The 11918-nt window shown below is 64.2% G+C and carries 15 protein-coding genes; all 15 read left to right on the forward strand.

The window, feature by feature from the left end; all coding sequences use genetic code 11:
• Nucleotides 1-56 precede the first annotated feature (56 nt).
• Nucleotides 57-1319: a UDP-N-acetylglucosamine 1-carboxyvinyltransferase gene (gene murA / locus OKW45_RS34370; protein WP_184009192.1), complete on the forward strand. Its 1263-nt coding sequence runs from the start codon at nt 57-59 to the stop codon at nt 1317-1319.
• Nucleotides 1316-2017: an ATP phosphoribosyltransferase gene (gene hisG, locus OKW45_RS34375; RefSeq protein ID WP_018420065.1), complete on the forward strand. Its 702-nt coding sequence runs from the start codon at nt 1316-1318 to the stop codon at nt 2015-2017. Before murA ends, hisG begins: the two co-directional genes overlap by 4 nt.
• A gap of 58 nt (nt 2018-2075) precedes the next feature.
• Nucleotides 2076-3410 carry a histidinol dehydrogenase gene (hisD, locus tag OKW45_RS34380; protein ID WP_018420066.1) on the forward strand — a complete coding sequence of 445 codons (1335 nt, stop codon included), beginning with the start codon at nt 2076-2078 and terminating at the stop codon, nt 3408-3410.
• Nucleotides 3411-3653: 243 nt separating this feature from the next.
• Nucleotides 3654-4724: a histidinol-phosphate transaminase gene (gene hisC / locus OKW45_RS34385; protein ID WP_018420067.1), complete on the forward strand. Its 1071-nt coding sequence runs from the start codon at nt 3654-3656 to the stop codon at nt 4722-4724.
• Nucleotides 4725-4839: 115 nt separating this feature from the next.
• Nucleotides 4840-5427: an imidazoleglycerol-phosphate dehydratase HisB gene (gene hisB, locus OKW45_RS34390; protein WP_429473229.1), complete on the forward strand. Its 588-nt coding sequence runs from the start codon at nt 4840-4842 to the stop codon at nt 5425-5427.
• 161 nt (nt 5428-5588) lie between these two features.
• A complete protein-coding gene (gene hisH / locus OKW45_RS34395; RefSeq protein ID WP_026225712.1) occupies nt 5589-6230 on the forward strand; it encodes an imidazole glycerol phosphate synthase subunit HisH in 642 nt (213 codons plus the stop codon).
• 181 nt (nt 6231-6411) lie between these two features.
• Entirely contained in the window at nt 6412-7164 is a 753-nt protein-coding gene (hisA, locus tag OKW45_RS34400; RefSeq protein ID WP_018420070.1) for a 1-(5-phosphoribosyl)-5-[(5-phosphoribosylamino)methylideneamino]imidazole-4-carboxamide isomerase, read from the forward strand.
• A gap of 246 nt (nt 7165-7410) precedes the next feature.
• The gene (gene hisF, locus OKW45_RS34405; protein WP_026225713.1) at nt 7411-8184 is read left to right on the forward strand and encodes an imidazole glycerol phosphate synthase subunit HisF; all 774 of its coding nucleotides are present in this window, start codon (nt 7411-7413) and stop codon (nt 8182-8184) included.
• Nucleotides 8185-8188: 4 nt separating this feature from the next.
• Nucleotides 8189-8596, forward strand: a complete 408-nt coding sequence (gene hisI, locus OKW45_RS34410) for a phosphoribosyl-AMP cyclohydrolase (RefSeq protein ID WP_018420072.1) — start codon at nt 8189-8191, stop codon at nt 8594-8596.
• On the forward strand, nt 8593-8988 hold the full coding sequence (locus tag OKW45_RS34415; RefSeq protein ID WP_429473231.1) for a phosphoribosyl-ATP diphosphatase: 396 nt from the start codon (nt 8593-8595) through the stop codon (nt 8986-8988). The genes hisI and OKW45_RS34415 overlap by 4 nt, the downstream gene beginning before the upstream one ends.
• Nucleotides 8989-9077: 89 nt before the next feature.
• Nucleotides 9078-9473, forward strand: a complete 396-nt coding sequence (locus tag OKW45_RS34420; RefSeq protein ID WP_184009178.1) for a DUF4870 family protein — start codon at nt 9078-9080, stop codon at nt 9471-9473.
• Between the two features lie 93 nt (nt 9474-9566).
• Nucleotides 9567-9932, forward strand: coding sequence for a histidine triad nucleotide-binding protein (locus tag OKW45_RS34425; RefSeq protein ID WP_018420075.1), 366 nt, complete (start codon nt 9567-9569; stop codon nt 9930-9932).
• A gap of 266 nt (nt 9933-10198) precedes the next feature.
• Complete coding sequence (gene tatA, locus OKW45_RS34430; protein ID WP_429473232.1) at nt 10199-10444, forward strand: Sec-independent protein translocase subunit TatA; 246 nt, start codon at nt 10199-10201, stop codon at nt 10442-10444.
• A gap of 48 nt (nt 10445-10492) precedes the next feature.
• Nucleotides 10493-11035 carry a Sec-independent protein translocase protein TatB gene (gene tatB, locus OKW45_RS34435; protein ID WP_429473233.1) on the forward strand — a complete coding sequence of 181 codons (543 nt, stop codon included), beginning with the start codon at nt 10493-10495 and terminating at the stop codon, nt 11033-11035.
• A 34-nt stretch (nt 11036-11069) separates the two neighbouring features.
• Entirely contained in the window at nt 11070-11855 is a 786-nt protein-coding gene (tatC, locus tag OKW45_RS34440; protein ID WP_018420078.1) for a twin-arginine translocase subunit TatC, read from the forward strand.
• Nucleotides 11856-11918 lie beyond the last annotated feature (63 nt).

The following is an 11918-nucleotide window of genomic DNA, read 5'->3' on the forward strand; positions in this document are numbered from 1 at the left end:
CGAACACAGACAAGGCAGGTCCGGACGCGAACCGGGCCGATCAGGAACCCACAGGCATGGATAAACTCATCATTGAAGGTGGCTACCCGCTCTCCGGTGAAGTTGTTGTCTCGGGTGCGAAAAACGCGGCATTGCCGATCCTGTGCGCGGGTCTGCTGAGCGCCGATCCGGTGCATCTGGAGAACGTGCCCGATCTGCAGGACGTGCGCACGATGCTCAAGCTGCTCGGCCAGATGGGCGTGCGTATCGAAGCCGGGGAAGGGCGCGTCGCGCTCGACGCGTCGAAGGTCGACAATCTCGTCGCGCCATACGAAATGGTGAAGACGATGCGCGCGTCGATCCTCGTGCTCGGTCCGCTCGTCGCGCGCTTCGGTCATGCGCGCGTGTCGCTGCCGGGCGGCTGCGCGATCGGCGCGCGTCCGGTCGATCAGCACATCAAGGGTCTGCAGGCGATGGGCGCCGAGATCACGATCGAGCACGGCTTCATCGAAGCGCGCGCGAAGCGTCTGAAGGGCGCGCGCATCGTCACCGACATGATCACCGTGACCGGTACCGAGAACCTGCTGATGGCGGCGGTGCTCGCCGAAGGCGAGACGGTCATCGAGAACGCCGCGCGCGAACCCGAAGTGGTCGACCTCGCGCATCTGCTCGTCGCGATGGGCGCGAAGATCGAAGGCATCGGCACCGACCGTCTGGTGATCCATGGCGTCGACAAGCTGCACGGTGCGAAGCACACGGTGATCCCGGACCGGATCGAAGCGGGCACTTTCCTGTGCGCGGTCGCGGCGGCGGGTGGCGACGTCACGCTGAGCAAGATGCGTCCGCTGCTGCTCGAAGCCGTCACCGAAAAGCTGCGCGAAGCGGGCGTCACGGTCGAGGAAGGCGACGACTGGATGCGCGTGCGTATGGACAAGCGCCCGAGCGCGGTCACGTTCCGCACTTCCGAATACCCGGCGTTTCCGACTGACATGCAGGCGCAGTTCATGGCGCTCAACACAATCGCGGACGGTACGTCGCAAGTTGTGGAGACGATCTTCGAAAACCGCTTCATGCACGTCCAGGAGCTGAACCGTCTCGGCGCGAGCATCACGATCGACGGCAACACGGCGCTCGTAACCGGCGTCGAAAAACTGTCCGGCGCGAAGGTGATGGCCACCGATCTGCGCGCGTCCGCGAGTCTGGTGATCGCCGCGCTGCGCGCCGAGGGCGAGACGCTGATCGACCGCATCTATCACCTCGATCGCGGCTACGACCGCATGGAAGCGAAGCTCAATGCGATCGGCGCGAAGGTGCGCCGGGTTTCCGGGAGCGGGGCATGAGTTCGATGCCGCAAACGTCGTCGTCGCCGGCGGTCAGCGCGCCGCTCACGCTCGCGTTGTCGAAAGGGCGTATCTTCGAGGAAACGCTGCCGCTGCTTGCGGCGGCAGGCATCGAGGTAGCGGAAGATCCCGAGACGTCGCGCAAGCTGATTCTGCCGACCACCGACCCGAACCTGCGCGTGATCGTCGTGCGCGCGACCGACGTGCCGACCTATGTCGAGTACGGCGCGGCCGACTTCGGCGTGGCTGGCAAGGACGTGCTGCTCGAGCATGGCGGCAGCGGCCTGTATCAGCCGGTGGATCTGGACATTGCGCGTTGCCGCATGTCGGTCGCGGTCGCGGCCGGTTTCGATTATGCGAACGCGGTGCGCCAGGGCGCGCGTCTGCGGGTCGCGACCAAGTATGTTGAAACCGCTCGTGAGCATTTTGCCGCCAAGGGCGTTCACGTCGATCTGATCAAGCTGTACGGTTCGATGGAACTCGCTCCGCTGGTTGGTCTCGCCGACGCGATCGTCGACCTGGTCAGCTCGGGCAATACGCTGCGCGCGAACAATCTGGTCGAGGTGGAGGAGATCATGCAGATTTCGTCGCGCCTCGTCGTGAACCAGGCAGCGCTGAAGCTCAAACGCGCCGCGTTGCGGCCGATTCTCGACGCGTTTGCCAATGCTTCGTCGCAAACCGCCGCCCCGGCGGCCTGACTGACGATGGCAATGTGACGTTGCACTGATAGCGCGCCTTACCGAAACGGATACCTGTATGTCTACCAAGATTCGCAAACTCGATTCCACCGCTCGCGACTTCCACAAGTCGCTGCATGCGGTGCTCGCGTTCGAGGCGAGCGAAGACGAAGCCATCGAGCGCGCGGTCGCGCAGATTCTGAACGACGTGAAGACGCGCGGCGACGAGGCGGTGCTCGAGTACACGAATCGCTTCGATCGCGTCGATGCGAAAAGCGTGGCCGAGCTCGAGCTGCCGATGGCCGAGCTCGAGGCGGCGCTCGAAAGTCTCGAGCCGAAGCGGCGCGCGTCGCTCGAAGCGGCGGCGGCACGCGTGCGCGGCTATCACGAGAAGCAGAAGATCGAGTGCGGCAGCCATAGCTGGCAGTACACCGAAGCCGACGGCACCGTGCTCGGCCAGAAGGTCACGCCGCTCGATCGCGCGGGGATCTACGTGCCGGGTGGCAAGGCCGCGTATCCGTCGTCGGTGCTGATGAACGCGATACCGGCGCGGGTGGCCGGCGTTCGCGAAATCGTGATGGTCGTGCCGACGCCGGAAGGCGTGAAGAATCCGCTCGTGCTCGCGGCGGCTCTGCTGGGTGGCGTCGATCGCGTGTTCACGATCGGCGGCGCGCAGGCGGTGGGCGCGCTCGCGTACGGCACGCCGAGCGTGCCCGCGGTCGACAAGATCTGCGGCCCCGGCAACGCGTACGTCGCGTCGGCCAAGCGTCGCGTGTTCGGCACGGTCGGCATCGACATGATCGCCGGGCCGTCGGAGATCCTCGTGTTGTGCGACGGCACGACCGACCCGCGCTGGGTCGCGATGGACCTGTTTTCGCAAGCCGAGCACGACGAGCTCGCGCAGTCGATCCTGCTGTGCCCCGACAACGCGTTCATCGCGCGCGTGCAGGAAGCGATCGATGAACTGCTGCCCACCATGCAGCGCCACGAAGTGATCCGCACGTCGCTCGAAAACCGCGGCGCGCTGATCAAGGTGCGCGACATGGCCGAGGCCTGCGCGATCGCCAACGACATCGCGCCGGAGCACCTTGAAATTTCGGCGCTGGAGCCGCATCAGTGGGCGCAGCAGATCCGTCACGCAGGCGCGATCTTCCTTGGCCGTTACACGAGCGAGAGCCTCGGCGACTACTGCGCGGGCCCGAACCATGTGCTGCCGACGTCGCGTACCGCACGGTTTTCGTCGCCGCTCGGCGTCTATGATTTCTTCAAGCGTTCGAGCCTGATCGAGGTCAGCGCGGAAGGTGCGCAGACGCTCGGCGAGATTGCCGCGGAACTGGCATACGGCGAAGGTCTGCAAGCGCACGCACGCAGCGCCGAATACCGGATGCGGCAGAACAACAACGAACGCGGCTGAGGCGGAGCGCTGATCGCGCTGGCGCGCGGCGGAACTCAAGCAGGCGTAAGCGGGAACAGGAGAAGCGGCGAGGGCCGCAACCGCCGCCGCATCGACCGGCTTCCATGTTTTCCGGCTTCCACCCGCTCGTGCGACGTATCGAGCCCACCCGCCCCGTTTAATAACGACAATAGAGACCAACCCCAGCGCCCCGCGCTGATGACGCCGACCCGGCGTCTTTCGCCCGGCCCGGCCCCCGAACCTATGACGACACCTCAAGACATCATCCGCAGCGACGTGCTCGCAATGACGAGCTATCCGGTTCCGGATGCCACCGGCTTCATCAAGCTCGACGCGATGGAAAATCCGTTTCCGCTGCCGTCGGAACTTGCGGCGCATCTCGGCCAGCGTCTGGCCGGCGTCGCGCTGAATCGTTATCCGGCGCCGCGCCCCGAGCAGTTGATCGAGCGCATTCGTCACGTGATGGGCGTGCCGGCGGCGTGCGACGTGCTGCTCGGCAATGGCTCGGATGAAATCATCAGCATCATGTCGGTCGCGTGCGCGAAGCCGGGCGCGAAGGTGCTCGCGCCGGTGCCGGGCTTCGTCATGTATCAGATGTCGGCGAAGCTGGCGCATCTCGAATTCGTCGGCGTGCCGCTCAAAGCCGACTTCACGCTCGATACCGACGCGATGCTCGCGGCGATAGCCGAGCATGAACCGGCGATCATCTATCTCGCGTATCCGAACAACCCGACCGGCACGCTGTTCGATGACGCCGAAATCGAGCGCATCATCGCCGCGGCGGGCAAGAGCCTCGTCGTGATCGACGAGGCGTATCAGCCGTTCGCGCAGAAGAGCTGGCTGCCGCGCGCCGACCAGTTCGACAACGTCGTCGTGATGCGCACGGTGTCGAAGCTGGGCCTCGCCGGCATTCGCCTCGGTTACCTGGTCGGCAAGCCCGCGTGGCTGACCGAGTTCGACAAGGTGCGCCCGCCGTACAACACCAACGTGCTGACGCAGGCCGCCGCTGATTTCCTGCTGGACCACATCGGCGTGCTCGATGCGCAGGCCGCGCAATTGCGCGACGAACGCGAGAAACTCGCGCAGGCGGTGGCCGCGCTGCCGGGCGCCGAAGTGTTCGCTAGCGCGGGCAACTTCCTGCTCGTGCGGGTGCCCGATGCGTCGGTATTGATCGAGACCCTGCTAACGGCGCGGATTCTGATCAAAAACGTGAGTAAAATGCATCCATTGCTGGCCAATTGCGTGCGTTTGACCGTCGGTTCGCCGAACGAGAACGCCCAGTTGCTCGCCGGCCTGAAACTCGTGTTGCGGTAACCCGCCGCATTGAGCGGCGGCACTGAGCCGCTGCGTTGAACGGCTGCATTGAGCAGCCCGCCAGTTTGTCCACCCCAAATTACTAGCGCTTTTAAGCCAGATTCGAGGAATTGCCATGCGCCTTGCGGAAGTCGTTCGCAACACCAGCGAAACGCAGATCCGTGTGAAGATCAACCTGGACGGCACCGGCCAGCAGAAGCTGACCACCGGTGTGCCGTTCCTGGACCACATGCTCGACCAGATCGCCCGCCACGGGTCGTTCGACCTCGAGATCGAAGCGCATGGCGACCTGCATATCGACGACCATCACACGGTCGAAGACACCGGCATCACGCTCGGCCAGGCCGTCGCGAAGGCGATCGGCGATCGCAAGGGCATTCGCCGCTACGGCCATTCCTACGTGCCGCTCGACGAAGCGCTGTCGCGCGTCGTGATCGATTTTTCCGGCCGTCCGGGCCTCGAATTTCACGTGCCGTTCACGCGCGCGCGCATCGGCACGTTCGACGTCGACCTGTCGATTGAATTCTTCCGCGGCTTCGTGAACCATGCCGGCGTAACGCTGCACATCGACAACCTGCGCGGCATCAACGCGCACCATCAGCTCGAAACGGTGTTCAAGGCATTCGGGCGTGCGTTGCGCATGGCCGTCGAACTCGACGAGCGCGCGGCCGGACAGATTCCGTCGACCAAGGGCAGCCTCTAACGTAACGGCCGTAGCAGGCTTTAACACGGGTTTCACCGCCTCCAACGTCTTCAGGCCACTCACCTTCAAGCGACTCATCGGGCAGGACCGCATTTGCCGGCTCGTCGTTTGACGCCGCGCGGCGGCATCGATGGATCGAGGGCTGAGCGGCCAAACTTGAAATGAAAACTTCGATAGCGATTGTGGATTACGGAATGGGCAACCTGCGCTCGGTTGCCCAGGCACTGCGTAAAGCGGCGCCGGAAGCGGACGTGGCGATCGTCGATCGTCCGGAAGCGATCCGCTCGGCCGACCGCGTGGTGCTGCCGGGCCAGGGTGCGATGCCCGACTGCATGCGCAGTCTCGGCGCGTCCGGTTTGCAGGAAGCGGTCGTCGAGGCGTCGCGCAGCAAGCCGCTGATGGGTGTGTGCGTCGGCGAGCAGATGCTGTTCGACTGGAGCGCCGAAGGCGACACGCCGGGTCTGGGTCTGTTGCCCGGCAAGGTGGTGCGCTTCGAGCTCGAAGGCCAGGTGCAGGACGACGGCTCGCGCTTCAAGGTCCCGCAGATGGGCTGGAACCGCGTGCGTCAGGCGCAGCCGCATCCGCTGTGGGACGGTGTCGCCGACAACGCGTTCTTCTACTTCGTGCACAGCTACTACGTGGTGCCGGACAACCCGGCGCATACGTCGGGCGAAACGGTCTACGGCGTGGCCTTTACCTCGGCGGTAGCGCGGGATAACATCTTTGCCACCCAATTCCACCCTGAAAAGAGCGCCGAGGCGGGTTTGCGCGTGTATCGCAACTTCGTGCACTGGAACCCGTGAACGCCTTTTTTCATCCCGTTGCCGCGCGCGCGTCGCGCGGTGCAGCGGTTCCGCATCCGACCGGCGCCACACTGGAGCGCCGAACGAGTTGTACTAAACTAGCGAGACGGTATTGCGGCGGGCTGACTCGCCAGCCGCTGCCGCCGACCTTCAATCCACTCCCAGATAACACCCGATTGCTATGCTGCTGATTCCCGCCATCGACCTGAAAGATGGTCAGTGTGTACGCCTCAAACAGGGCGATATGGACCAGGCGACGATTTTCTCCGAGGAACCGGCGGCAATGGCCCGACATTGGGTCGACCGCGGCGCGCGTCGTCTGCATCTCGTCGATCTGAATGGCGCGTTCGCCGGCAAGCCGAAGAACGGCGATGCAATCCGGGCGATAGTCGATGAAGTGGGCGGCGCGATTCCGGTTCAGCTGGGCGGTGGCATCCGCGACCTGAACACGATCGAGCGCTATCTGGACGACGGTTTGTCGTACGTGATCATCGGCACGGCCGCGGTGAAGAACCCCGGCTTTCTGCAGGACGCGTGCACCGCGTTCGGCGGTCACATCATCGTTGGTCTCGACGCGAAAGACGGCAAGGTCGCCACCGACGGCTGGAGCAAGCTGACCGGTCACGAAGTGGCCGACCTCGCGCGCAAGTTCGAGGACTACGGCTGCGAGTCGATCATCTACACCGACATCGGCCGTGACGGCATGCTGCAAGGCATCAACATCGAAGCGACGGTGCGCCTTGCGCGCGCGGTCAAGATTCCGGTGATCGCGAGCGGCGGCCTGTCGAACCTCGCGGACATCGAATCGCTGTGCGAAGTCGAAGGCGAGGGCATCGAGGGCGTAATCTGCGGCCGCGCGATCTATTCGGGCGACCTCGACTTCGCGGCCGCGCAGACGCTCGCGGACAAGCTGCGCGAAGCGGACGACGCTTAAGCACGGCGTCGGCCGCGCGTGCTGGGCAGGTTGCGCTCGCCGCCGGCGTCGCGCTCACCTCGGCTTGCGGCACTCGCTCGACCGATGGCTTGCCTGTAACGCGCGTCGCACGATTAAGCGCCCGGAACTTCGCCAGTTTCCGGCCGGCACCTCACTCGCGGCGCGACGCAACCGCTCGCGCCGGCACCGTGCCGCTTGCCCGCAAGCGAGCGGCCTCATCAGCGGTATTGGCAGAATTGCACGATCATGGCTCTAGCTAAACGCATCATCCCCTGTCTCGACGTCACCGCGGGCCGCGTGGTCAAGGGCGTCAACTTCGTCGAACTGCGCGACGCGGGCGACCCGGTCGAAATCGCGCGCCGTTACGACGATCAGGGCGCCGACGAACTGACGTTCCTCGACATCACCGCGACCTCGGATCAGCGCGACCTGATTCTGCCGATCATCGAGGCGGTCGCTTCGCAGGTGTTCATTCCGCTGACGGTCGGTGGCGGCGTGCGCGCGGTCGAAGACGTGCGGCGCCTGCTGAACGCGGGCGCCGACAAGATCAGCATGAATTCGTCGGCGGTAGCGAATCCGCAACTCGTGAAGGACGCGACCGCCAAATACGGCTCGCAGTGCATCGTCGTCGCGATCGATGCGAAGCGCGTGTCGGCCGACGGCGAAACGCCGCGCTGGGAAGTGTTCACGCACGGCGGCCGCAAGGCCACCGGTCTCGATGCGGTCGAATGGGCGCGCAAGATGGCCGAGTTGGGCGCGGGCGAAATCCTGCTGACCAGCATGGATCGCGACGGCACCAAGAGCGGCTTCGACCTTTCGCTCACGCGCGCGGTGTCGGACGCGGTGCCGGTGCCCGTGATCGCCTCGGGCGGCGTCGGCAATCTGCAGCATCTCGCCGACGGCATCAAGAGCGGTCGCGCGGACGCGGTGCTCGCCGCGAGCATCTTCCACTATGGCGAACACACGGTCGGCGAGGCCAAGCGCTTCATGGCCGACCAGGGCATTTCGGTGAGGTTGTGACGTGATGAATCCCTCGGCAGTGAACTGGCTCGACAAAGTCAAGTGGGACGCGAACGGCCTCGTGCCGGTGATCGCACAGGAAGCGTCGACGAGCGACGTGCTGATGTTCGCGTGGATGAACCGCGAGGCTCTCGCGAAGACCGTCGAGACCGGCCGCGCGGTGTATTTCTCGCGCTCGCGCCAGCGCCTGTGGTTCAAGGGTGAGGAGTCGGGCCACGTGCAGCATGTGCATGAAGTGCGACTCGATTGCGACGAAGACGTCGTGCTGCTGAAAGTCGAGCAGGTATCGGGCATCGCGTGCCACACCGGCCGCCACTCGTGCTTTTTCCAGAAATTCGAAGGCTCGGTGGACGACGGCGACTGGCAGGCCGTCGATCCCGTGCTGAAAGACCCCGAACACATCTACAAATGACGCAATCCACGCAAAACCCGTCGCCCGCCACGACTTCCACGCTTGACACGCTGCTGCGCCTCGCGGCGGTGATCGACAGCCGCAAGGGCGGCGATCCGGACATCTCGTATGTATCGCGCCTGTTCCACAAGGGCGACGACGCGGTGCTGAAAAAGATCGGCGAAGAAGCCACCGAAGTCGTGCTGGCCGCGAAGGACGTGCGCCAGGGCGGCGCACCGAAGGCGCTGGTCGGCGAGGTTGCGGACCTGTGGTTCCACTGCCTCGTGATGTTGTCGCATTTCGATCTGAGCCCCGCCGACGTGATCGCCGAACTCGAGCGTCGCGAAGGCCTGTCGGGCATCGAGGAAAAGGCGCTGCGCAAGAGCCGCGAGCGCGAGGAAAACGGCGACTGAGCAGCCGGAGCGGAAATCTGGCGTTTCCGCTTGAAGTCGCGCGCGCGCCACCAATATAGCGGTAACCGCACCTCCGGGAGGACGCAAGCATGGAACAGCCGCAAGGAAGCTATCCGCCGCCGGTCTACCGCCACGCGATGGAGCCTGAGCGCGAGCGCAGCCTGCGCACGCTCACGCACGTGCTGTACGCGCTGTATGCGGTCCACTGGCTGACCGGCGGGCTCACCATTCTGATCGCGATCATCATCAACTACGTCAAACGGTCGGACGTAGCCGGCACGCCGTACGAAGCGCACTTCGAATGGCAGATCCGCACGTTCTGGCTGGGCCTCGTCGGTTACGCGATCGGCGCGTTGCTGCTGCTCGTCGTGATCGGCATTCCGGTGCTGTGGGCAGTCAGCATATGGATGTTGTACCGTATTATCAAAGGCTGGCTGTATCTGTACGATAACAAGCCGTTCGCGAATCCGGCCAGTTGGGTCTGAACGCTAGCCGGTCCGTATGGGCGGGCCGGCTTTCGGATCGAACTTCGGCGCGGGCGGCTTCGCTCGCCTAAGTCATACCGCGTCAGGAATACGATGAGTCACGATCCGAACTGTCTTTTCTGCAAGATTGCCGCTGGCGAAATCCCGTCGACCAGGGTCCACGAAGACGACGAGTTCGTCGCCTTCCGCGACATCCGTCCGGCGGCCGAAACGCATGTGCTGGTGATTCCTCGCAAGCACATTGCAACGCTGTCGAACTGCACGGAAAGCGACGCGCCTCTGCTTGGTAGAATGCTTATCCTGGCCGCGCGACTGGCCGAACAATTGGGGGTCGCGTATAACGGCGGCGAAACGGGCTTTCGCACGGTAATCAATACCGGTCCGGGCGGTGGTCAGGAGGTGTATCACCTGCACGCGCACATTCTCGCGGGACCGCGTCCCTGGCAACGCATGGGCTGAGGGCCGGTTCATGCGCGATGCGTGGCAAGTGCGCACCGCCGCGAGTTTTGGTCGAGGACAATAGCGCTGCCGTTGTTTTTACCGCTGTGTAATAACGTCGACGCGATCGTGTGGCCACAATGACAGGCGTAGAGACGTTGGCCGCATTGCGAGCGAGGCGGTGCAGCCTGCGGTAACGTAGAGATATATGGAGATGAAGCGCACGCGCTTCAGGTTATGCAAATTGGCCGCATCGAGATGCGGCGCCGGGGTTAAGGAGAGTAGTCATGGGTTCGTTGAGTATTTGGCATTGGTTGATCGTTCTGTTGATCGTCGCGCTCGTGTTCGGCACGAAGAAGCTGCGCAACATCGGCAGCGATCTGGGCGGCGCCGTGAAGGGCTTCAAGGAAGGCGTGAAGGAAGCCGATTCGTCGTCGGCCGCCGCGCAACAGCAGCAGCGCGAGCTGCCGCGCAACGGCGCCGTGGACGTCGAAGCGAAGGAAAAGACGCAGCAATCGAGCGATTACCGCTAAGCCGCGGCCTTCGCGCCGTTCCCGCGTTTCTGACGGACATTCCACTTCATGCTGGACCTCGGTCTAACCAAGATGGCGCTGATCGGCGTCGTCGCGCTGGTCGTCCTCGGGCCTGAGCGCCTGCCGCGTGTCGCCCGCACGGCCGGCGCGCTGTTCGGCCGCGCACAGCGGTACATCAACGACGTTAAGGCCGAAGTCACGCGCGAAATCGAGCTCGACGAATTGCGGCGCATGAAGACCGAGTTCGAGAAGGCCGCGAGCAATGTCGAAACGTCGGTTCAGGACAATCTGCGCAAGCACGAGAATGAACTGAACGAAGCATGGAATAGCGGTACGTCGGTGTCGCCGAGCATCGCCGGCGGCGCGCTCGAAGACGCCGGCAGCGGGGCCAGCGGCAGCGCGGGTGCCGCCTCGTGGCCGGTCAGTACGCCGGCCGCCGCGCCCAAACGCAAGACCTGGCGCGTCCAGCAGAGCGCCACGCCCACCTGGTACAAGCGAGCGAGCCTGCGGCGCACGCGCGTGCAGTCGGGCGCCGCGCGCGTTGCGCGGCACACGCCTGCCAACCTGCGTCGTCCGACGCGGTTCTTCTGATGTTCAGATCGACAATCTCTAACCGAGGGCCGGTGTGAGCGACCCCCAGCAATCCCAGAACGAAGGCACTGAAGAGACCTTCATTTCCCACCTCGTCGAACTGCGTGATCGGATCATCCGTGCGGGGCTCGCCGTCGTCGTCGTGTTCATCGGGCTCGTGTACTGGGCGCCGGACATCTTCAAACTGCTCGCCCGTCCGCTGATGATGAATCTGCCGAAGGACGGCAAGATGATCGTCACAGACGTCACTGGCTCGTTCTTCGTGCCGATGAAGGTGACGATGCTGGTCGCCTTCGTGATCGCGCTGCCGGTCGTGCTGTACCAGATCTGGGCGTTCGTTGCGCCCGGGCTCTATCAGCACGAGAAGAAGCTGGTCGCGCCGCTGGTCGCGAGCAGTTACACGCTGTTCCTATGCGGCATGGCGTTCGCGTACTTCGTCGTGTTTCCGACCATTTTCCGCGTGATGGCGCACTACAACGCGCCGCTCGGCGCGGAAATGACAACCGATATCAACAATTACCTGAGCTTCGTGCTGACGATGTTCATCGCGTTCGGCGTCACGTTCGAGGTGCCGATCGTCGTCGTGCTGCTGGTGCGGATGAACGTGGTGACGCTGAAGAAGTTGAAGGAGATTCGGCCGTATGTGATCGTCGGCGCGTTCGTGGTGTCGGCCGTCGTAACGCCGCCGGACGTGTTTTCGCAGCTGATCCTCGCGGTCCCGCTGATTCTGCTGTATGAAGCTGGCATCGTCGCGGCGCGGTTGATCGTCGGCAAGCAGCCGGTGGTCGTGGAGGATGCGAGTCCGCCGCCGTCCAGTTGAGGTGTCGCGAGTCAGTGCCGGGCGTCAAATGAAAAAGGGCAGTTCATTGCGGACTGCCCTTAT

It is taken from the genome of Paraburkholderia lebeckiae, assembly GCF_050436225.1.
Classification (GTDB): Bacteria; Pseudomonadota; Gammaproteobacteria; order Burkholderiales; family Burkholderiaceae; genus Paraburkholderia; species Paraburkholderia tuberum.

Bases quoted from the DNA above. Each gene is read 5' to 3' on its own strand.
- OKW45_RS34420 (WP_184009178.1), top strand. From the start codon at position 9,078: ATGGAACAGCCGCAAGGAAGCTATCCGCCGCCGGTCTACCGCCACGCG.
- hisG (WP_018420065.1), top strand. From the start codon at position 1,316: ATGAGTTCGATGCCGCAAACGTCGTCGTCGCCGGCGGTCAGCGCGCCG.
- hisA (WP_018420070.1), top strand. From the start codon at position 6,412: ATGCTGCTGATTCCCGCCATCGACCTGAAAGATGGTCAGTGTGTACGC.
- hisB (WP_429473229.1), top strand. From the start codon at position 4,840: ATGCGCCTTGCGGAAGTCGTTCGCAACACCAGCGAAACGCAGATCCGT.
- hisF (WP_026225713.1), top strand. From the start codon at position 7,411: ATGGCTCTAGCTAAACGCATCATCCCCTGTCTCGACGTCACCGCGGGC.
- hisH (WP_026225712.1), top strand. From the start codon at position 5,589: ATGAAAACTTCGATAGCGATTGTGGATTACGGAATGGGCAACCTGCGC.
- hisC (WP_018420067.1), top strand. From the start codon at position 3,654: ATGACGACACCTCAAGACATCATCCGCAGCGACGTGCTCGCAATGACG.
- murA (WP_184009192.1), top strand. From the start codon at position 57: ATGGATAAACTCATCATTGAAGGTGGCTACCCGCTCTCCGGTGAAGTT.
- OKW45_RS34415 (WP_429473231.1), top strand. From the start codon at position 8,593: ATGACGCAATCCACGCAAAACCCGTCGCCCGCCACGACTTCCACGCTT.
- tatB (WP_429473233.1), top strand. From the start codon at position 10,493: ATGCTGGACCTCGGTCTAACCAAGATGGCGCTGATCGGCGTCGTCGCG.
- tatA (WP_429473232.1), top strand. From the start codon at position 10,199: ATGGGTTCGTTGAGTATTTGGCATTGGTTGATCGTTCTGTTGATCGTC.
- hisI (WP_018420072.1), top strand. From the start codon at position 8,189: ATGAATCCCTCGGCAGTGAACTGGCTCGACAAAGTCAAGTGGGACGCG.
- hisD (WP_018420066.1), top strand. From the start codon at position 2,076: ATGTCTACCAAGATTCGCAAACTCGATTCCACCGCTCGCGACTTCCAC.
- OKW45_RS34425 (WP_018420075.1), top strand. From the start codon at position 9,567: ATGAGTCACGATCCGAACTGTCTTTTCTGCAAGATTGCCGCTGGCGAA.